Genomic DNA, 19,981 nt, shown 5'->3' on the forward strand with positions numbered 1-19,981 from the left:
GTCGGGCACGGCTCGGAGTTGGGAGGGTTCCCGTATGACAGACCAGCACCCGGGCTCCCGCAGCGCACCCCTGACCTCCCCCGACGAGGTGGCCACTGCCCTGCTCACCGCCGTCGAGTCGCTGGTGGTGCTCTGGGGCCGGGCGCACCAGGCGCCGGGGACGACGGTGTCCACGTCCCAGCTGCGCGCCCTGATCACCATCGACCGGCACCGCCGCATCCACCTGCGCGGACTCGCGGAGGAGCTGGGAGCCGCGGCCTCCGTGACCAGCCGCATCTGCGACCGGTTGCAGACGGCCGGGCTGATCGACCGGGACGTCGGCGAGGCCGACCGGCGGCAGGTGATCCTGCGCCTCACCCGGGAGGGCGCCGCGCTGCTGGCGGAGCTGCGCGAGCGGCGGCGTGCCGGTCTGCGGGCCACCCTGGCCGGGATGGCGCCCGCCGCGCGGGCGTCGCTGCTGGCGGGGTTGGAGGAGTACCACCGCGCGGCGGAACCGGTGGCGCAGCCCGTGGCGCCGCCGGTGGCACAGCCCGTGGCACAGCCCGCTGCACAGCCGGTGGCGCCGACCGGTCATGATGCGGCTCCCGCCGGGTAGAAGCCGGTGGTACCAAGGCCCTTGCGGGCCGGCGACCCACTCACCGAGAGGCCGCGTCCCCCCGGGGACGCACCCGAGACCGTGGAGCTGACAGAGACCTTCGACGGCCGGCCCGGCACGACCGCCCTCGCCCGGAACGCCGCCGCCATGTTCGTACGGACGGTGGAGGGCGCCACCGGCAGGCGAGCCGACGCCGCAGGGACCGACGCGCTGCTGCTGGTCGTCTCCGAGCTGGTGGCCAACGCCTGCCGGCACGCCCCCGGCCCGTGCTCGCTGCGGCTCGGCTGGCGGCCGGGGCGGCTGGAGGTGGCGGTGGCCGATGCCTGTGAGGCGGAGCCGGCCGGTCGGCGGCCCGACCTGGTCGCGGGCACCGGCGGCTTCGGCTGGCCGCTGGTCTCCCGGCTGGCGGAGAGCGTACGGATCAGCCACCCCGCCGAGGGCGGCAAGTGCATCCAGGTCTCGCTGCCCGCCTGGTGACCCGGGGCCCGTACCGCACGGGCCGGGTCCGCCGCCGGGGGCGTCACGCGGTGACGGTGAAGCCGTGCGCCGCGCCGAGCCTGGTCAGGCTGGTGCGGCCGGGGATGCCGTCCGCGTCGGCGCCGCTGAAGCCATAGCGGCGCTGGAGGGCGGCGTATGCGGTCACCGTCTTGGTCCCGAAGCTGCCGTCCACCCACTGCGCGGCCAGCAGCCCCTCCGCCTGCAACGCCCGCTCCACCACCAGCACCTCGCTGCGGTGGGTGGTGTGCCCCTGGGCGGCGCCGGGGTCCTTCCGGGCGGCCGCCACCACATGGGCCAGGCTCACCGAGCCGCCCCCGGAGGTGGTGCCGACGATCTCCTTGGCGCGGGCGATGACCGCCGGCCGCTGCGCCTTGCGGAGGTCGCCGGGGCAGTCCGGGTGGTTGCCCCATGCCTCGCCGCCCACCCCGTGGTACGTGAAGCCGTGCTCGGTGGTGGAGTCCACCACGGCCAGCGGCCAGCCGAACGCCGAGTGGCCCCAGGCGTAGATGTGCGCCACCCCCTCCAGTTGCTCGGCGGTGAGCGCGGTGTCGGGGCGGCCCTCGGTCTCCACCGAGGCGTAGTACGGATTCCCGGCGGCCTGCGCGAAGGCGTAGTCCACGCCGGTGTCGCAGTACTGCTCGATCGTTCCGCCGGTGCCGACCCAGAAGTCGGAGGACGCCTGCGAGCTGGTCTGGTTGAACCAGCCGTAGGGGGAGCCGGTGCCGTCCTGCACATGGAGGACGAGGCCCCGGTGCTCCAGGACGCCGTTCTTGTGGACGTTGACGACGGGACGGTAGTCCGCCCCGGGCATGCGGGCCATGGGGTACCTTCGCGATGCTCTCGACAGAGGGTGCCGGAATCATCACCCGGCGTATCCAGAGCCTTCCCTCTGACAGGTGATCCGGTCCGGCGCACGGAAGCATCCGTCCGTGCACGAATCGGTGCGCGCGCCCCACCCGGACACGCGCCCGGGTCACCGGATTGGCCGCCTTCGACGTCCCACCCGGCGGCGACCGCCGGTAGGAAGGAAGGCAGACGCCGTCATGTGCCCATCGGCGCACCCCTCTCCGAGGAGGCATCCTGATGGATGCAACTGCTTCGACCTCCGCCCCCGGGACCACGGCCTCCGACGAGGAAGCCCCGATCCACATCCTCTGGATCAACGCCGGGCTCAGCTGCGACGGCGACTCGGTGTCGCTGACGGCGGCGACCCAGCCCTCCATCGAGGAGATCGCGCTGCGCGCCCTGCCGGGGCTGCCGAAGATCGCCATCCACTGGCCGCTGATCGACTTCGAGTCCGGGCCGGTGCAGGGCGCGGACACCTTCATCGAGTGGTTCTTCAAGGCGGAGCGGGGCGAGATCGACCCGTTCGTCCTGGTGATCGAGGGCTCCATCCCCAACGAGGACATCAAGGCCGAGGGCTACTGGTGCGGCTTCGGCGACAACCCCGAGACCGGCCAGCCGATCACCACCAGCGAGTGGATCGACCGGCTCTCGCCCAAGGCGCTGGCCGTGGTCGCCATCGGCACCTGCGCCACCTACGGCGGCATCCACGCCATGGAGGGCAACCCCACCGGCGCCATGGGCGTACCCGACTACCTGGGCTGGGACTGGAAGTCCAAGGCGGGCATCCCGATCGTCTGCGTGCCGGGCTGCCCGATCCAGCCGGACAACTTCGCGGAGACCCTGACGTACCTGCTCCACCAGGCGGCCGGCAATGCGCCGATGATCCCGCTGGACGACAAGCTCCGCCCGACCTGGCTCTTCGGCGCCACCGTGCACGAGGGGTGCGACCGGGCGGGCTACTACGAGCAGGGCCAGTTCGCCAGCACCTACGACTCCCCGCAGTGCCTGGTGAAGATCGGCTGCTGGGGGCCGGTGGTGAAGTGCAACGTGCCCAAGCGCGGCTGGATGGACGGCATCGGCGGCTGTCCCAACGTCGGCGGCATCTGCATCGCCTGCACCATGCCGGGCTTCCCGGACAAGTTCATGCCGTTCATGGACGAGCCGCCCGGCGGCAAGGTCTCCTCCGCCGCCAGCGGGGTCTACGGCGCCGCGATCCGCAGGCTGCGCTCGATCACCGCGAGCACCGTGGACAAGGAACCGAAGTGGCGGCACACCGGCCGCAAGCTGACCACCGGCTACCGGCAGCCGTGGTGACCGTCCGCCGCCGGACCGCCCGACCGAGGACAGCCCAGCCGAGGACAGCCCAGCCGAGGACAGCCCAGCCCAGGACAGCCCAGCCAAGGACCGCTCGACCCGCTCGACAAAGGACGTGGCAGACGAGATGACGCAGACCACCAACGCGGCCAGGGACGGCAGCGGCCTGACGGAGATGTCCTGGGACCCGATCACCCGGATCGTGGGCAGCCTGGGCATCCACACCAAGATTGACTTCAAGCAGAAGCGGGTCGCCGAGTGCTACAGCACCTCGTCGGTCTTCCGTGGCTACAGCGTCTTCATGCGCGGCAAGGACCCCCGGGACGCGCACTTCATCACCAGCCGCATCTGCGGCATCTGCGGCGACAACCACGCCACCTGCTCGGTGTACGCGCAGAACATGGCGTACGGCGTGAAGCCGCCGCACCTCGGCGAGTGGATCATCAACCTCGGCGAGTCCGCGGAGTTCATGTTCGACCACAACATCTACCAGGAGAACCTGGTCGGGGTGGACTACTGCGAGCGCATGGTGCGCGAGACCAACCCCGGCGTGCTGGAGCTGGCCGAGCGCACCGAGGCCCCGCACGCGGCGGACCACGGCTACCGCACCATCGCCGACATCATGCGGTCGCTCAACCCGCTGGAGGGCGAGTTCTACCGGGAGGCGCTCCAGGTCAGCCGCTACACCCGGGAGATGTTCTGCCTGATGGAGGGGCGCCATGTGCACCCCTCCACGCTCTACCCGGGCGGCGTCGGCACCATCGCGTCGGTCCAGCTCTTCACCGACTACCTCAGCCGGCTGATGCGCTATGTGGAGTTCATGAAGCGCGTGGTGCCGCTCCACGACGACCTCTTCGACTTCTTCTACGAGGCGCTGCCCGGCTATGAGGAGGTCGGCCGGCGCCGGGTGCTGCTGGGCTGCTGGGGCGCCCTCAACGACCCGGACCACTGCGACTTCACCTACCGCAACATGTCCGACTGGGGTCGGAAGATGTTCGTCACCCCGGGCATCGTGGTCGACGGCAAGCTGGTCACCAACGACCTCACCGAGATCAACCTCGGCATCCGCATCCTGCTCGGCTCCTCCTACTACGACGACTGGCAGGGGCAGGAGCTGTTCGTCAGCCGCGACCCGCTGGGCAACCCGGTCGACCCGCGCCACCCCTGGAACCAGCACACCATCCCGGCCCCGCAGAAGCGCGACTTCGCCGACAAGTACAGCTGGGTGATGTCGCCGCGCTGGTTCGACGGCACCGACCACCTGGCGCTGGACACCGGCGGCGGCCCGCTGGCCCGGCTCTGGTCCACCGCCCTGTCCGGGCTGGTCGACATCGGGTACGTCAAGGCCACCGGCCAGAGCGTGGTGATCAACCTGCCGCGCACCCTGACCAAGCCGGAGACCACCTTCGAGTGGAAGATCCCCCGGTGGAGCAACGCCCTGGAGCGCAACCGGGCCCGCACCTACTTCCAGGCGTATGTCGCCGCCGCCGCGCTGTACTTCGCCGAGAAGGGCCTCGCCGAGGTCCGGGCCGGCCGCACCCAGACCTGGGAGAAGTTCGAGGTGCCGGACGAGTCCATCGGCTGCGGCTTCACCGAGGCGGTGCGCGGCGTGCTCTCCCACCACATGGTGATCCGGGACGGCAAGATCGCCAACTACCACCCGTACCCGCCGACGCCGTGGAACGCCAGTGTGCGCGACAGCTACGGCACCCCCGGTCCGTACGAGGACGCGGTGCAGAACACGCCGATCTTCGAGGAGAACAGCCCGGAGAACTTCAAGGGCATCGACATCATGCGCACCGTCCGCAGCTTCGACCCCTGTCTGCCGTGCGGCGTCCATATGTACGTCGGCGGCGGCCGGACCGTGCAGTCCATGCATGTCCCCACCGGGCTGAGCGGCCTGGCCGGATGAGCGCCGAGGCGACCGGCCGCCGGGTCGAGGAGGCGCTGGACCGCCTCGCGGAGAGCGGCGACCGCGCGGCGGCCGACGCCGCCGAGGAGCTGGTCCGCGCGCTGACCGCCTTCTACGGCGCGGGCCTGGCCAGGATCGTGGACCTGCTCTCCGGGCGGCCCGGCGACCCGCTGGCCGCGCTGCTGGGCGACGAGGTGGCCGCCGGTCTGCTGGTGCTGCACGACCTGCACCCCGAGCAGACCGCGGCCCGCATCGCCCGGGCCCTGGAGGCGGCCCGCGCCGACTCGGTCGAGGTGGCCGACTTCGACGAGGCGACCGGCACCCTGCGGCTGGCCGCGCGGGACCAGGGCGGCTGCGGCTGCCCGTCCACCACCGAGGCGACCCGGCAGCGCATCGAGGCCGCGCTCTCCTGCTTCGCCCCCGAGGTGGCCTCGGTCGAGCTGCGGCAGCCCGGCGCCGCCGAGCGCGAGCCGGTGCTGCTCCAGATCGGCGCCCGCCCGGTGGCGGCGTCATGAGCCCGTCCCGTACGGCGCCCGCACCGCCCGGCCGGGAGCGCACGGGGCTGCGCCGCTTCACCGCGCCCCGGCCGCCGGAGCCGGAGCGGTGCGAGCTGTGCGGCGTCGGGCTGGCGGCCGGGCACCGGCATCTGGTGGACGCCGAGCAGCGCTCGCTGACCTGCGCCTGCGTCCCCTGCGCGCTGCTCTTCGACCGGCCCGGCGCGGGCAGCGGACGGTTCCGCACCGTACCCGACCGCTGGCTCACCGACCCGGAGCTGCGGCTGGACGCGGCGGCCTGGGAGAGCCTCGCCATCCCGGTCGGCGTCGCCTTCTTCTTCCGCAACTCCGTACTGGACCGGATGGTCGCCTTCTACCCCAGCCCCGCCGGGGCCACCGAGGGCGAGCCGGACCCCGCCGCCTGGGAGGCCGTCTTCGGCGACTCCCCGCTGGCCGCCCTGCTGCAACCCGATGTGGAGGCGCTGCTGGTACGGCGCAGCGAAGGGCGCAGCGACTGCTATCTGCTGCCGGTCGACGCCGCATATGAGCTGGTGGGCCGGATGCGGCTGCACTGGCAGGGCTTCGACGGCGGCGCCGAGGCGCGGGCCGAACTGGCCGGGTTCTTCGACCGGCTGGCCGAGCGGGCCACCGTCGTACGGCGGGAAGGCGGGCGGCCGTGACCGAGCTGAGCTTCGCCTGCGTCGGCGTCCGCGCCGACCCTTACGCGGCCGGGCCCACCCTGGTCCTGCGGCTGCGGATCAGCGCCTCCGGCGGCGAGCGGGTGCACGCCCTGGCGCTCCGCTGCCAGCTGCGCATCGAGCCCTCCCGGCGCAGCTACGGACCGGGGGAGGCCGACCGGCTGAGCGATCTCTTCGGCGAGCGGTCGCGCTGGGAGTCCACCCTGCACCCCTTGCAGTTCGCCCAGGTCTCGGTGGTGGTGCCCGGCTTCACCGACGAGACCGAGGTCGACCTGCCGGTGCCCTGCACCTATGACATGGACGTCGCCTCCGCCAAGTACTTCGCCGCCCTGGAGGACGGCGAGGCGCCGCTGCTGCTGCTCTTCTCCGGCACCGCGTTCTGCGGCCCGGGGGGCTTCCGGGTGCAGCCCGTGCCCTGGGACCGGGAGGCGGTCTGCCGACTGCCGGTGCGCGTCTGGCGGGAGATGATCGGGCACCACTTCCCCGGCTGCGGCTGGATCCGGCTGCCCAGTGCCGCCATGGACGCGCTGCTCGCCTACCGCTCCCGCAACGCCCTGCCCTCCTGGGAGGCCACCGTGCGGGCGCTGCTCGACGCGGCCGACGAAGCTCCCGGCCCCGCACCACTCGCCGTACCACTCGCCGCCGAGGGGATCGCACCATGACCACCGCCGTCGACACCCGGTTCGCCACCGCCCGCCAGGTGGCCGACGCCGTGCTCTTCGAGGGCTATGTCCTCTACCCCTACCGGGCGTCGGCCGCCAAGAACCGGCTGCGCTGGCAGTTCGGCGTGCTCGTCCCGCCGGCCTGGGGGCACGGCAGCGCCGAGCACTCCTTCCAGCGCACCGAGGTCCTGCTGGAGCCCCGGCGCGGCGCTGCCCTCCTGGTCGAGCTGCGGTTTCTGCACACCCAGCGCCGCACCGTGCAGCGGGCGCTGCCCGGCGGGGAGTTCGAGACGGTGCAGAGCCTGGAGCTGCCCGACCGGGTGCTGGTGCCCTGGGACGAGGGCGTCGAGGAGCGGGTCGAGCTGCGGCTGGACGTCGCCGACCTGTGCGACCAGGGCGCCCGGCTGCCCTTCCGGCGGCCGGTCCACGAGGAGGCGGAGACCGTGCACGACGCCTCGGGGCGGCCGGTCGGCCGACTGCTGCGGCGCCGTGAGCGGATCGACGGCGTGCTGCGGCTCACCGCCGCCGAACTGCCCGGCCCCTACCGGGCGCTGCGGCTGACCGCCGTGGTGGAGAACGGTTCCGACTGGACGCCGCCCGGCGAGGCCGACGCCGACCGGGAGGCCGCGCTGCCCCGGTCGCTGGTCTCCGCCCATCTGATGCTCGGTCTGACGGCGGGCTCGTTCCTGTCGATGACCGACCCGCCGGAGTGGGCCCGGTCCGCCGTCGCCCAGTGCCGCAATGAGCACACCTGGCCGGTGCTGGCCGGTGACAACGGCGCCGCCGATGTGGTGCTCTCCTCCCCCATCATCCTGGAGGACCATCCGCACATCGCCCCCGAGAGCCCCGGCACGCTCTATGACGCGACCGAGATCGACGAGATCCTGGCGCTGCGCACCGCCGCCCTCACCGACCGGGAGAAGCGGGAGGCGCGCGGCACCGACGACCGGGCCGCCGCCGTCGTCGACCTGGCCGACTCGCTGCCCCCCGAGGTGCTGGAGCGGCTGCACGGCGCGGTGCGGGCGCTGCGCGAGGCCACCGGGCCCGAGGCGCCGCCGCCCCCGCCGCCGGACTTCGGCGGGGCCGCCCCCGGGGTCCGCCCCGACACCCCCTGGTGGGATCCGGCGGCCGACCGCAGCGTCGACCCGGCGACCGACCGGGTGCTGGTCGACGGCACCCCGGTGGGGGCGGGCAGCCGGGTGCTGCTGCGCCCCGGGCTGCGGCGCACCGATGCGCAGGACCTGTTCCTGCACGGGCGCAGCGCCCTGGTGGAGGCGGTGCTGCACGATGTGGACGGCGGGGTGCACCTGGCGGTGACGGTCGACGGCGACCCCGGCGCGGAACTCCGCCGCGAGCAGGGGCGCTTCCTGTACTTCCAGCCCGACGAGGTGGCCCTGCTGGAGGAGGCATGAGCGGCCCCTCCGGCGGCGCGGGCCGGTCCGACCGGTCCGACCGGGTCCTGGTCGCGGGCATCGGCAATATCTTCCTCGGCGACGACGGCTTCGGGGTGGAGGCCGTCCGCCGGCTGGCCGGGCATCCGCTGCCGGACGGGGTCGAGCTGGTCGACACCGGGGTGCGCGGCGTCCATCTGGCCTACCGGCTGCTGGAGGGCTACCGGACCGCCGTACTGGTGGACGCCGTGCAGCGCGGCGGACCGCCGGGCACCCTCCACCTGATCGAGGCGGACCGGCCCGGCTCCCTCGACCCGCACGGTGCCGTGGTGGACGGGCACCGGATGACCCCGGACGCCGTACTGGCCCTGCTGGACACCCTCAGCGCAAGCACCGGCGGTCACCGGCCGCACCGGGTGCTCGTGGTGGGGTGCGAGCCCGCCCGGCTGGACGAGGGCATCGGCCTCAGCGCCCCGGTCGCCGCAGCCGTGGACGAGGCCGTCCGCCTGGTCCTGCGCGTGCTGCGGGACGAACCGGAGCCGAGCCCCGCCGCCGAACCCTCGGCCCGGTGACCCATGCGGCAGCAATGCAGGCATCAGCAATGCAGGCATCGGCGACGCAGACAGCGGCAACGCAGAGAGCGAGGAGCGAGACCCATGTGGAAGATCCTGATCGGCGGAACCGCCGCAGCCCTGGTGGTCAGCGTGGTGGCGGTCAACCTGCCCGACATCAAGCGCTATCTGAAGATCCGCTCGATGTGAGGCCCTGCCGGGCCCGAACGGCGGACGGCGCCGCCCGGCGGCGGCGTGGCGGAAGGGGCCCCGTACCGCCCCCACCTGTAATGGGGCGGGGCGGGCAGAGCCGGTCGGGCCGCACAGCGGAGAGAGACCCATGCACGAGATGTCCATCGCGCTCGCAGTGGTGGGGCAGGTCGAGGAGGCGGCGCGGGCCGGCGGCGCGGACGCGGTGGAGAGCGTACGGCTGCGGGTCGGCGAGCTGGCCGGGGTCGTCCCCGATTCCCTGCACTTCTGCTTCGGGCTGGCCTGCGAGGGCACCGTACTCGCCGGTGCCGACCTGTGTACCGAGACCGTGGCGGGCCGCGCCCGCTGCGCCCCCTGCGACGGGGAGTGGCCGACCGGCATGCCGCCGCAGCTGTGCTGCCCGCAGTGCGGCGGCGCCACCGCCGAGCTGCTGTCCGGGCGGGAGTTGCAGATCGTCAGCGTGCGCTGGGCGGACCGCCCCGCGCACACCCAAGCCCCCGCGCACACCCAAGCCCCCGCGCACACCCAAGCCCCCGAGGAGCACTGATCACCCATGTGCCGTGTCGTCGACCTCCAGCAGGCGGTGCTCGCCAGGAACGACTCCAGCGCGCAGGCGCTCCGCGCCGAGCTGACCGCCCGTGGGACCACCGTGGTCAACCTGCTCTCCAGCCCCGGCAGCGGCAAGACCGCCCTGCTGGAGGCCGAACTGACCCTCGCCCGGGAACGTGGCATCCCGGTGGCCGCCCTCACCGCCGACCTGGCCACCGAGAATGACGCGACCCGGCTGGCCCGCTCCGGCGTACCGGTGAAGCAGGTGCTCACCGACGGGCTGTGCCACCTGGAGGCGGCGATGCTCCGGGACCACCTGGCGGGCTGGCTGCCCGAGGGGACCCGGCTGCTCTTCGTGGAGAACGTCGGCAACCTGGTCTGCCCGGCCTCCTATGACCTCGGGGAGTCGCTGCGGGTGGCGCTGGCGTCGGTCACCGAGGGCGAGGACAAGCCGCTGAAGTACCCGACCGCGTTCGGGCTGGCGCAGCTGGTGGTGGTCACCAAGACCGACCTGGCCGAGGCGGTCGGCTTCGACGAGGCCGCGTTCCTGGCGGGCGTCCGCCGGGTGAACCCGGGGGTGGAGGTGGTCTTCACCTCGGTCCGGAGCGGCGAGGGCGTCGGGGTGCTGCTGGACCGGGCACTGGCCGCCGAGGACGGCGGCGCCGTGCACCGGCCGGTGATGGCCCGGCAGGCCGTCGGCCACACCCACCGCCACGACGGCGTCACCCACACCCACCCGTGACCGGCGGACAGCGGACGGCGACCGCCGCCCCGGCCGGGGCGGTGCGCCGCCGGGTCACCGTGCGCGGGGTGGTGCAGGGCGTCGGCTTCCGGCCGTATGTGCATGCGCTCGCCGGGGAGCTGGGGCTGACCGGGCAGGTCGCCAACACCGGCGACGGGGTGGTCGCCGAGGTCGAGGGGGTGCCGGAGGCGGTCGCCGCGTTCTGCCGGCGGATCGGCGCCGAGGCGCCGCCGCTGGCCGTGGTGGAGTCGGTGGCCCATGAGGCCGTGGACCCGGCCGGCGGGACCGGGTTCGCCATCGCCGCCTCCCGGGGCGGCACGGCCGTCCGCACCCTGGTCTCCCCCGACACCGCGACCTGCGCCGACTGCCTGGCCGAGCTGGCCGACCCGGCCGACCGGCGGTACCGGCACCCCTTCATCAGCTGCACCCACTGCGGACCGCGCTTCACCATCGTCACCGGCCTGCCGTACGACCGGGCCAACACCACCATGGCCCGCTTCCCGATGTGCCCGCGCTGCGCGGCCGAGTACGGCGACCCGGGCGACCGCCGCTTCCATGCGCAGCCGGTCGCCTGCCATGACTGCGGGCCCCGGCTGCGGCTGCTGACGCCCGGCCGGGAGGTCCCCGGCGACCCGCTGGCGGGGGCCCGGCGGCTGCTGGCGCAGGGCGCGGTCGTCGCCGTGAAGGGCCTCGGCGGCTACCACCTGGCCTGCGACGCGGCCCGCGCGGAGAGCGTCGGGCTGCTGCGCCGCCGCAAGGCGCGCGGGGAGAAGCCGTTCGCCCTGATGGCCCGGGACCTCGCCGACGTGGAGCGGCTGGTCCACCTCTCCCCCGCCGAACGCGAGCTGCTCACCGGCAGCCGCCGCCCCATCGTGCTGCTGCGCCGCCGCACCGGCGCCGCCCTGCCCGGCGACGCCCCCGCCGTGGCCGACGGCGTCGCGCCGGGCAGCGCCGACCTGGGCGTGATGCTCCCGTACACCCCGCTGCACCAACTGCTGCTGGGCCTGGACGGCGACCCGGCCGGGCCCCGGCTGCTGGTGATGACCAGCGGCAACCTCGGCGGCGAGCCGATCGTCACCGGCGACGAGGAGGCCCTGGAGCGGCTGGCCGGGCTGGCCGACGCCTGGCTCACCCATGACCGGCCCATCCAGGTGCCCTGCGACGACTCGGTGGTGCGGGTGGTGGAGGGCAGGGTGGTGCCGGTACGCCGGTCGCGCGGCTATGCGCCGCTGCCGGTACCGCTGCCGGTGCCGGTGCGGCCCGCGCTCGCGGTGGGCGGCGACCTCAAGAACGTCTTCTGCCTCGGCGCGGGCCGCCATGCCTGGCTGTCGGCGCACATCGGCGACATGGACGACCTGGCGACCCTCACCGCCTTCGACGCGGCCGAGCGGCAGTTGGAGTCCATCAGCGGGGTGGCGCCCGCGCTGCTGGCCGCCGACCGCCATCCCGGGTACCGCTCCGCGCAGTGGGCCCGCCGCCGGGCGGGCACCCGGCCGCTGCGGCTGGTGCAGCACCACCACGCCCATGTCGCGGCCTGCATGGCGGAGAACGGCCTGGACGGCAGCCGCCCGGTGATCGGCGTCGCCTTCGACGGCACCGGCTACGGCGACGACGGCGCGGTGTGGGGCGGCGAGTTCCTGGTGGCCGACTACGACCGCTGCCTGCGGTTCGCGCATCTGGCGTATGTGCCGCTGCCCGGCGGTGACGCCGCCGTCCGCCGCCCGTACCGGACCGCGCTGGCGCACCTGTACGCGGCGGGCCTGCCCTGGGACGGCGACCTGCCCTGCACCGCCGCCTGCCCGCCCGGTGAACGGCCGCTGCTGGCACGCCAGTTGGAGCGCGGGCTGCACTGCGTGCCCACCTCCAGCGCAGGGCGGCTCTTCGACGCGGTCTCCGCGCTGGCCGGGGTGTGCCAACTGGCCGGGTACGAGGCGCAGGCCGCGCTGGAGCTGGAGGCCGCCGCCGTCGGCTGGGGCAGCGAGCCGGGCGGGGCCTACCGCTTCGCGCTGCGGGCCCCCTCCCCGGCCGGCGCGCTGGCCGCCGACCCGGCGCCGGTGCTGGGCGCGGTCGTCGCCGACCTGCGGCGCGGGGTGCCGCGCGGGCTGATCGCGGCCCGCTTCCACCATGCGCTGGCCGGGCTGGTGCGGCAGGTCTGCGCCGTCGCCCGCGCCCGGCACGGGCTGGACACCGTGGCGCTGAGCGGCGGTGTCTTCGCCAATGCGGTGCTCTCCGCCGCCTGCGTCCAAGGGCTGCGCCGGGACGGCTTCACCGTGCTGTGCCACCGCCTGGTCCCGCCGGGCGACGGCGGGCTGGCGCTCGGCCAGCTGGTCGTCGCCGCCCGCACCACCACCCCCTGAACCACCCCCTGTACCACCCCTTGTACCACCCCCTGTATCACCCGGAGCAGAGCAAGGAGACCCCCATGTGTCTGGCGGTACCCGGCAGAGTGCTGGAGATCGAGGAACGCGACGGCACGCGCATGGCGACCGTCGACTTCGGCGGCGTGGTGAAGGACGTCTGCCTGGAGTACCTGCCGGACCTGCGGGTCGGCGAGTACGCGATCGTCCATGTGGGCTTCGCGCTCCAGCGGCTGGACGAGGAGTCGGCGCGGCAGACGCTCGCCCTCTTCGGCGACCTGGGGATGCTGGAGGAGGAGTTCGGCGACCCGTGGGAGCAGGCGGCCCGCAGCGCGGACCCGGCGCAGGAGACGGTGCAGGAGACGGCGAAGGAGGCGGCCCGGTGAAGTACATCGACGAGTTCCAGGACCCCGCGCTGGCGCGGCGGCTCCTCGACGACATCCACGCCACCGTCACCCGGCCCTGGGCCCTGATGGAGGTCTGCGGCGGGCAGACCCACTCCATCATCCGGCACGGCATCGACCAGCTGCTGCCCGAGCAGGTGGAGCTGATCCACGGCCCCGGCTGCCCGGTCTGCGTGACCCCGCTGGAGGTCATCGACAAGGCGCTGGAGATCGCCTCCCGACCGAATGTGATCTTCTGCTCCTTCGGCGACATGCTGCGGGTCCCCGGCAGCGGCCGGGACCTCTTCCGGGTGCGCAGCGAGGGCGGCGACGTCCGCGTCGTCTACTCCCCGCTGGACGCGCTGCGGATCGCCCAGCAGAACCCGGACCGCGAGGTGGTCTTCTTCGGCATCGGCTTCGAGACCACCGCGCCGCCCAACGCCATGACGGTGTATCAGGCACGCAGGCTCGGCATCCGCAACTTCAGCCTGCTGGTGTCGCATGTGCGGGTCCCCCCGGCCATCGAGGCGATCATGCAGTCCCCCGACTGCCGGGTGCAGGCGTTCCTCGCCGCCGGGCATGTGTGCAGCGTGATGGGCGTCGCGGAGTACCCGGCGCTGGCCGAGCGGTACCGGGTGCCGATCGTGGTCACCGGCTTCGAGCCGCTGGACGTGCTGGAGGGCGTACGCCGCGCCGTACGGCAGCTGGAGCGCGGCGAGCACACCGTCGACAACGCCTACGCCCGCGCCGTGCGGGAGGAGGGCAACCCGGCCGCCCAGGCCATGCTGGCCGATGTCTTCGAGGTCACCGACCGGGCCTGGCGCGGCATCGGCACCATCCCCGGCAGCGGCTGGCGGCTCTCCGAGCGCTACCGCGCGTACGACGCCGAGCTGCGCTTCTCGGTGGAGGCCATCGCCACCCGGGAGCCCGCCGAGTGCCGCAGCGGCGAGGTGCTCCAGGGGCTGATCAAGCCGCACCAGTGCGAGGCGTTCGGGACCACCTGCACCCCGCGCAACCCGCTGGGCGCCACCATGGTCTCCAGCGAGGGGGCCTGCGCCGCGTACTACCTCTACCGCCGGCTCGGCGGCACCACCACTGCCGCCACCACCGCTCCCCCAACCGCTCCCGTGACGACTGCCGTGGAGGCGAGCCCCGTTGGCTGACACCGCTGACCTGCTGCGCGACGACGCCCCGGACTTCTCCGGCTGGACCTGCCCCGCGCCGCTGCGCGACCACCCCCGGATCGTGATGGGCCACGGCGGCGGCGGGGCGCTCTCCGCCGAGCTGGTGCGGCATGTCTTCGCCCCGGCCTTCGGCGGCCCGGTACTCGCCGCGCTCGCCGACTCCGCGACGGTCACCCTGGGCGGGGCGCGGCTGGCGTTCTCCACCGACTCCTATGTGGTCCGGCCGCTCTTCTTCCCCGGCGGCTCCATCGGCGACCTGGCCGTCAACGGCACCGTCAACGACCTGGCGATGAGCGGCGCCCGCGCCGCCTACCTCTCCTGCGGGTTCATCCTGGAGGAGGGTGTGGAGACCTCCGTGGTGGCGCGGGTCGCCGAGGCGCTGGGCGCCGCCGCCCGCGCGGCGGGCGTGGAGGTGGCCACCGGTGACACCAAGGTCGTGGAGGCCGGCCACGGCGACGGCATCTACCTCAACACCGCCGGGATCGGGCTGGTCCCGGCGGGCGTCGACATCCGCCCGCAGCGCGCGGTACCCGGCGATGTGGTGATCGTCAGCGGCCCGATCGGCCTGCACGGCGTGGCGGTGCTCAGCGTCCGCGAGGGGCTGGAGTTCGGCGTGGCGGTCGAGAGCGACTGCGCCGCCCTCGGCGGGCTGGTCGAGGCCATGCTGGCGGTCACCCCGGAGCTGCATGTGCTGCGCGACCCCACCCGCGGCGGCCTGGCGGCGGCGGTGGGCGAGATCGCGGCGGCGGCCGGGGTGGGCGTCGTCCTCCAGGAGCGCAGCGTGCCGGTCCCCCCGGAGGTGGCCAATGCCTGCGCCATCCTGGGCCTGGACCCGATGTACGTCGCCAACGAGGGCAAGCTGGTCGCCTTCGTCCCGCGCGCCGAGGCCGACGCGGTGCTCGCCGCCATGCGCGCCCATCCGCTGGGCGCCGGGGCGGCGGTGATCGGCGAGTGCGTGGACGCCCATCCGGGCATGGTCGTCGCCCGTACCGGCCTGGGCGGCACCCGGGTGGTGGACCTCCCGCTCGGCGAGCAGCTGCCCCGCATCTGCTGACGGCGCATCGGCCCCGGGGCCGCCGGAGAAGGCGTCAGACGCCTTTCGCCCGGCGGCCCCGGGCCATCACCCCTGCCTGGTCGTCGGCTTCCGTGCCGACCGGTCTCGCGGCCGTCAGGGTCGCCCGCATCCACTACCTCGCCGCCGTCACCACCTCCGACGACGGATCCTGCACGCGCTCCGTGCTTTCGCCGCCGGCCGGATCACCCTGCTCGTCACCCACAACATCGGCAGCGCCGCCCTCGCGGACCGCATCGTCGTGAGGGACCGGGGCCGGATCGTCCAGCAGGGCGACCGGGCCCCGGCTGATCACCGGCGCCGGTGGTCCGCAGCCGGAATGCCGACCCGGCGTACCGCACATACGCTGAACAGGGCGCCGGGCGCGGCCCCGCCCCTCCCCGTTCCAGCCACCGCATCCGGGAGAGACCCATGGCCGGCGAAGATCCGATCCTTGTCACCGGCGCCACCGGAGAGGTGGGAGGCATCGGCAGGCTGGTACTCGACACCCTCCGACGGAGGCGGCTGCCGGTGCGGGCGCTGGTCCACCGGGAGGACGAGCGGGCGGAGGCGCTGCGCGGCACGGGAGCCGAGGTCGTGGTCGGGGACCTCACGCGCGGCGCGGACGTCCTCCGCGCGCTGGACGGCTGCCGCCGGATGTACTTCGGCATGGGCGTGTCGTCGCACTATCTGGAGGCGACCGTCACCACGGCGGCTGCCGCCCGCGCGTATGGGCGTCTGGAGGTGCTGGTCAACATGTCGCAGCTGACGGTCTCCCAGATGGATCTCACCAGCACCGCCGAGTCGACACAGCAGCGGCAGCACTGGCTCGCCGAGCAGGCCCTGGACTGGTCGGGCCTGCCCGTCACCCACGTCCGGCCGACCGTGTTCATGGAGAACCCGCTCTTCCGGGTCTTCGCCTATGCGTCGATCGCGAAGGACGGGACGATCCGGCTGCCGTTCGGCACCGGCCGCACCTCGCCGATCGCGGCCCGGGACGTCGCGGCGGTCGTCGCCGAGATCCTGGCGGACCCCGCTCCGCACCTCGGCCGCACCTATGAACTGACCGGGCCGCTCTCGCGCGACCTGACGGCCATGGCTGCGGAGTTCTCGGCGGCGCTGGGCCGACCCGTCAGCTATGTCAGCCCACCGTATGAGCAGTGGGTCGACCGGGAGCTGCGCGCGCTGTCCCTCCCCGACCATGTCTTCGACCACCTGGCGACCATGGCGCGGCTGCATGCGCAGAACCGGTACGACCGCGTGACCCGGGACGTCGAGGCCGTCACCGGGCACCCCGCGTCCAGCGTGCGGCAGTTCGTGGCGGACAACCCCGGACTGTTCCCGCCGCCGCCGTGACGCGGGGAGCCGCGCTCCGTCCGTCAGGAGGCGACCCGCAGCACGAGCTTGCCCCGGGTGCGGCCCTGCTCGGCCCGGCGGTGCGCCTCGGCGGCCTGGTCCAGCGGGAAGACCTCCTCGACCTCGACGGCGACCGTGCCGGCCTCGATGAGTTCGGCGATCCGGGTGAGCGCGGCACCGTCGGGCTCGACCAGGAACGGCATGGCGCGCAGGCCGCGCGCCCGGGCCCGGTCCAGCAGCTCGGGTGAGGCGCCCGAGGGCACCGCGATGATCACACCGCCGGGCCGGAGCGTGTCCAGCGAGCGGGTGCTGGTGTCCTCGTGGGCGTCGCCGACCAGGTCGATGACGACATCGACCTCACGCGCCGCCTCCTCGAACCGCACCTGGGTGTAGTCGATCAGCTCATCGGCGCCGAGCCCGCGCAGCCATGCGTGCTTGGCGGTCCGCGCGGTCCCGATGACATGGGCGCCCAGGTGCTTGGCGAACTGGACGGCGAAGTGGCCCACGCCACCGGCCGCGGCATGAACCAGCACCCGCTGTCCGGCCGTCACATGCGCGGCGTCGACCAGCGTCTGCCAGGCGGTGAGCGCCGCCAGCGGTACGGCCGCCGCCTCGTCGTGGCTCAGCGACCCCGGCTTGCGGGCGAACTGCCGGGAGGGCGCGGTCACATACTCGGCATAGGCGTTCGCCGCACGGGGGAACCACGGCATGCCGTACACCTCGTCGCCCACCTCAAGGGTGTGGACGCCGAAGCCGATCTCCTCCACCACACCGGAGACATCCCAGCCGAGGGTGAACGGCGGCTTGCCGAGCACACCCGCCATACCGCCCCCGGCCCGGGTCTTGGAGTCCACCGGGTTCACCCCGGCCGAGACGACCCGCACCAGCACCTCGGTCGGCAGCGGCTGCGGCTTCAGCGTCTCCACGAGGTGCAGCACCTCGGGGCCGCCGAACCTGTCCTGGCTGATCGCTCGCATGGTGCTCATGGCTGCCTTCTCCTCGCCCTCGGGCCGCCCTCGTGCGGGGCCGCGCGTCACGGTGACGACGGTATCCGCCGAGGGGAGGCGCCGAGGGGAGGCGCCGAGGGGGCGTTCAGCTGCCTGTCGCCAGCGCGTTCTGCACCGCGCCGTTGGTGAGGTTCCACTTCGCCAGGATCTTCTCGTACTCACCGCTGATGATGATCGTGTCGATTGCGCGGACCAGCGCGTCGCGGAGTTCGGTGTCCTCCTTGCGCAGCGCGATTCCGAAAGGCGCCGGCTGCAACTGATCCGGAGCCAGCTCGAATGCCTTTCCGCCGTCCGTGGTCCGCGCACTGTGCGCGGCCACCGGGAAGTCGCTCATCTGCGCATCGGCCCTTCCGGCGCGCACCTCCGCCAGCGCCTGCACATCGCTGTTCTGCCCGGTGACCTTGAGCGGCTTGCCCAGGTTCCTGCACGCCTGTTGCTGACGCACCGCCAGTTCATACTGGGTGGTGGACTTCTTCACCGCCAGGGTCCTGCCGCAGAGGTCGTTCAGCCCGAAGATCTTCTTCGGGTTCCCCTTCTCCACGACGATCGCGATACCGGCCAGGAAGTAGTCCACGAAGTTGACGCCCTCGTTGACCTTCCGCCCGTCGGCGTCCTGACCGTCCCTGCGCTCCCGGGTGTCCGTGATCGCCGACATGGCGATGTCGTACTTGCCCTGTAGCAGGCTGGGCAGCACATGGTTGAAGCCGTTGGTGTCATGGAACTCGAACTTCACGCCGAGCACCCTCCCCAGCGCCTCCGCGATATCCGGGTCCATCCCGATCGTCACACCGTTGGCATCCCGGAAGTCGACCGGCGCGTAATTGAGATCCGAGCCCACCTGTATGACCCCCGCATCCCGGATCGCCTTCGGCAGCCGATCGCGCAGGGACACCGTTTTACGCTCGGCATCGAACACCCCGCAGCCGCTCATCAGCAGCGATCCGGCCGTTACCGCGGCGCCCAGCACAAAAAGGGATCGATGACGCACGACAAGGTCCTCTTCTTCCAAGGGACGCCCAGCGCAGCGAGACCCCGCGCGATTGATTTCGACTGCGGGAGTGAGGTCGCCGGAGGCGTTGCTGGGAAGCTCAGCGGTTACTTGCCAGTAGATCAAGATCACAGGAGCGCAATCGCCCGCAAACCTCGGCGGATCGCACCATCCGAAACCGATCCGCTACCAATGTCCCGCTGGACGGACATCCATGTCCGGCCAGCGACCGCCACCCTCGGTGAAATGAACTCCGGCGCGAACACCTGAAAACTCGCCGACACGGTGTTCCGATCAGCGCGCCACCCACCGTCGGCACGGCTTCCCGGGGCGACTCACAGGTGGTTCGCCACGGGGAGAGCCGGTGTATGTCCGCCCGTGGAGACATGCGGCTCCGCCGCCGCTACAACGCCCGGATCGCGGGCAGGAGCGTGTCCTTGACCTCCTGCCAGCGCTCGACGATGTCCGTGCGGTTGTGCAGCGCGTCCGAGATGTGCTGGATGCCGAAGAAGGCGGCCACGATCACCCGGGCGGCCACCTCCGGAGTGCAGCCCGCGCGCAGCTGACCCGCCTCCTCGGCTCCCCGCAGCAGGTCGGTCAGCAGCTGCGTCCAGCCCACAAACGGGGTGGGCAGCGGGATCCCGATGGTGGTGCGCTCGATCTGGAGCCGGGCGCTGGCCTGGACGATCGGGTCGTCACGGAAGGTCAGGACGACTCTGTCCAGCAGGTGGACGACCGTCTCGAACGGGGGCAGTCCGGCCGCTCCGACGTCGGAGACGAGCGCGGGCCAGAGTGCATAGTGCTCCTCGACCACCGAGGCGGCGAGGTTCTCCTTGTTGCTGAAGTGGTGGTAGATCGCACCCTTGGTGATCTGCGCCCGCTTCGCGACGGACTGCAGTGAGGTGCTGCGGAAGCCGTTGGCCGCGAACTCGTCGGCCGCCACCCGAAGGATCAGCTGCCGGGTGTGCCGAGCCCGCTCCTGATGGATCGGTGGCCCCTCCTGGGCGATCTTCGCCCCCCAGGGTGCCTCGTCGGCGCGGGCGTCTATGTGGTGCTCCGTCATGTGCTGCCTCGCTCTTGCTGTTTGCGGCCACTGTCGCTGGTCGAGCCGACCGTTGCAATATACCTTCCGGAAGGTATATTTTTGCACCCGGGGGGGCACACCTTTGCCCACCAGTGCGATCTCAAACCGA

General features: G+C 73.1%; 21 protein-coding genes. 17 read left to right on the top strand and 4 right to left on the bottom strand.

The genetic code is table 11. The annotated features are described in order from the left end of the window. The first annotated feature begins 34 nt into the window (after positions 1-34). A complete protein-coding gene (locus tag C7M71_RS07115) occupies positions 35-595 on the top strand; it encodes a MarR family winged helix-turn-helix transcriptional regulator (protein WP_111491752.1) in 561 nt (186 codons plus the stop codon). An 81-nt stretch (positions 596-676) separates the two neighbouring features. Next, positions 677-1,072, top strand: a complete 396-nt coding sequence (locus C7M71_RS07120; protein WP_111491751.1) for an ATP-binding protein — start codon at positions 677-679, stop codon at positions 1,070-1,072. Positions 1,073-1,115: 43 nt separating this feature from the next. Here the strand turns inward: C7M71_RS07120 and C7M71_RS07125 are convergent, their stop codons facing one another. Beyond that, positions 1,116-1,913 (bottom strand): N-acetylmuramoyl-L-alanine amidase, encoded by a 798-nt coding sequence (locus tag C7M71_RS07125; protein WP_111491750.1) that lies wholly within the window; start codon positions 1,911-1,913, stop codon positions 1,116-1,118. A gap of 263 nt (positions 1,914-2,176) precedes the next feature. Here C7M71_RS07125 and C7M71_RS07130 point away from each other — a divergent pair, with 263 nt between their 5' ends. The 15 genes from C7M71_RS07130 to C7M71_RS07200 all read left to right on the top strand — a co-directional run bounded on the left by C7M71_RS07130 (position 2,177) and on the right by C7M71_RS07200 (position 16,793). Next, positions 2,177-3,253 (top strand): NADH-quinone oxidoreductase subunit B family protein, encoded by a 1,077-nt coding sequence (locus tag C7M71_RS07130; protein ID WP_111491749.1) that lies wholly within the window; start codon positions 2,177-2,179, stop codon positions 3,251-3,253. 127 nt (positions 3,254-3,380) lie between these two features. Further along, positions 3,381-5,165, top strand: coding sequence for a nickel-dependent hydrogenase large subunit (locus C7M71_RS07135; protein ID WP_111491748.1), 1,785 nt, complete (start codon positions 3,381-3,383; stop codon positions 5,163-5,165). After that, positions 5,162-5,680, top strand: coding sequence for a NifU family protein (locus tag C7M71_RS07140; RefSeq protein WP_111491747.1), 519 nt, complete (start codon positions 5,162-5,164; stop codon positions 5,678-5,680). The genes C7M71_RS07135 and C7M71_RS07140 overlap by 4 nt, the downstream gene beginning before the upstream one ends. Further along, positions 5,677-6,339 (top strand): DUF5947 family protein, encoded by a 663-nt coding sequence (locus C7M71_RS07145; protein ID WP_114914231.1) that lies wholly within the window; start codon positions 5,677-5,679, stop codon positions 6,337-6,339. Before C7M71_RS07140 ends, C7M71_RS07145 begins: the two co-directional genes overlap by 4 nt. Then, positions 6,336-7,019 (top strand): DUF6084 family protein, encoded by a 684-nt coding sequence (locus C7M71_RS07150; protein ID WP_111495431.1) that lies wholly within the window; start codon positions 6,336-6,338, stop codon positions 7,017-7,019. Before C7M71_RS07145 ends, C7M71_RS07150 begins: the two co-directional genes overlap by 4 nt. Next, positions 7,016-8,431: a hypothetical protein gene (locus C7M71_RS07155; RefSeq protein WP_114914232.1), complete on the top strand. Its 1,416-nt coding sequence runs from the start codon at positions 7,016-7,018 to the stop codon at positions 8,429-8,431. The genes C7M71_RS07150 and C7M71_RS07155 overlap by 4 nt, the downstream gene beginning before the upstream one ends. Beyond that, positions 8,428-8,982 carry a hydrogenase maturation protease gene (locus C7M71_RS07160; RefSeq protein ID WP_111495188.1) on the top strand — a complete coding sequence of 185 codons (555 nt, stop codon included), beginning with the start codon at positions 8,428-8,430 and terminating at the stop codon, positions 8,980-8,982. Before C7M71_RS07155 ends, C7M71_RS07160 begins: the two co-directional genes overlap by 4 nt. A gap of 84 nt (positions 8,983-9,066) precedes the next feature. Then, entirely contained in the window at positions 9,067-9,171 is a 105-nt protein-coding gene (locus C7M71_RS33155) for a DUF6893 family small protein (protein WP_407675871.1), read from the top strand. Positions 9,172-9,301: 130 nt separating this feature from the next. Continuing rightward, positions 9,302-9,718, top strand: a complete 417-nt coding sequence (locus C7M71_RS07165) for a hydrogenase maturation nickel metallochaperone HypA/HybF (protein ID WP_111495186.1) — start codon at positions 9,302-9,304, stop codon at positions 9,716-9,718. Between the two features lie 6 nt (positions 9,719-9,724). Continuing rightward, entirely contained in the window at positions 9,725-10,462 is a 738-nt protein-coding gene (gene hypB, locus C7M71_RS07170) for a hydrogenase nickel incorporation protein HypB (RefSeq protein WP_111495184.1), read from the top strand. After that, positions 10,459-12,819: a carbamoyltransferase HypF gene (gene hypF / locus C7M71_RS07175; RefSeq protein ID WP_114914233.1), complete on the top strand. Its 2,361-nt coding sequence runs from the start codon at positions 10,459-10,461 to the stop codon at positions 12,817-12,819. Before hypB ends, hypF begins: the two co-directional genes overlap by 4 nt. Before the next feature lie 65 nt (positions 12,820-12,884). Then, positions 12,885-13,205 (top strand): HypC/HybG/HupF family hydrogenase formation chaperone, encoded by a 321-nt coding sequence (locus C7M71_RS07180; RefSeq protein WP_111489726.1) that lies wholly within the window; start codon positions 12,885-12,887, stop codon positions 13,203-13,205. Further along, on the top strand, positions 13,202-14,365 hold the full coding sequence (gene hypD / locus C7M71_RS07185; RefSeq protein WP_111489727.1) for a hydrogenase formation protein HypD: 1,164 nt from the start codon (positions 13,202-13,204) through the stop codon (positions 14,363-14,365). Before C7M71_RS07180 ends, hypD begins: the two co-directional genes overlap by 4 nt. Before the next feature lie 13 nt (positions 14,366-14,378). Next, positions 14,379-15,440 (top strand): hydrogenase expression/formation protein HypE, encoded by a 1,062-nt coding sequence (hypE, locus tag C7M71_RS07190; RefSeq protein ID WP_111489764.1) that lies wholly within the window; start codon positions 14,379-14,381, stop codon positions 15,438-15,440. Positions 15,441-15,869: 429 nt separating this feature from the next. Further along, positions 15,870-16,793 (top strand): NmrA family NAD(P)-binding protein, encoded by a 924-nt coding sequence (locus C7M71_RS07200; RefSeq protein WP_111489729.1) that lies wholly within the window; start codon positions 15,870-15,872, stop codon positions 16,791-16,793. A gap of 23 nt (positions 16,794-16,816) precedes the next feature. Here C7M71_RS07200 and C7M71_RS07205 read toward each other — a convergent pair whose 3' ends face one another. The 3 genes from C7M71_RS07205 to C7M71_RS07215 all read right to left on the bottom strand — a co-directional run bounded on the left by C7M71_RS07205 (position 16,817) and on the right by C7M71_RS07215 (position 19,851). After that, positions 16,817-17,770, bottom strand: a complete 954-nt coding sequence (locus C7M71_RS07205; protein ID WP_111489765.1) for an NADP-dependent oxidoreductase — start codon at positions 17,768-17,770, stop codon at positions 16,817-16,819. 115 nt (positions 17,771-17,885) lie between these two features. Continuing rightward, on the bottom strand, positions 17,886-18,788 hold the full coding sequence (locus tag C7M71_RS07210; RefSeq protein WP_162824162.1) for an ABC transporter substrate-binding protein: 903 nt from the start codon (positions 18,786-18,788) through the stop codon (positions 17,886-17,888). Positions 18,789-19,191: 403 nt separating this feature from the next. Next, positions 19,192-19,851 (bottom strand): ScbR family autoregulator-binding transcription factor, encoded by a 660-nt coding sequence (locus tag C7M71_RS07215; RefSeq protein ID WP_229758594.1) that lies wholly within the window; start codon positions 19,849-19,851, stop codon positions 19,192-19,194. Positions 19,852-19,981: the final 130 nt, after the last annotated feature.

Origin of the sequence: Peterkaempfera bronchialis (assembly GCF_003258605.2) — a bacterium.
Taxonomy (GTDB): domain Bacteria; phylum Actinomycetota; class Actinomycetes; order Streptomycetales; family Streptomycetaceae; genus Peterkaempfera; species Peterkaempfera bronchialis.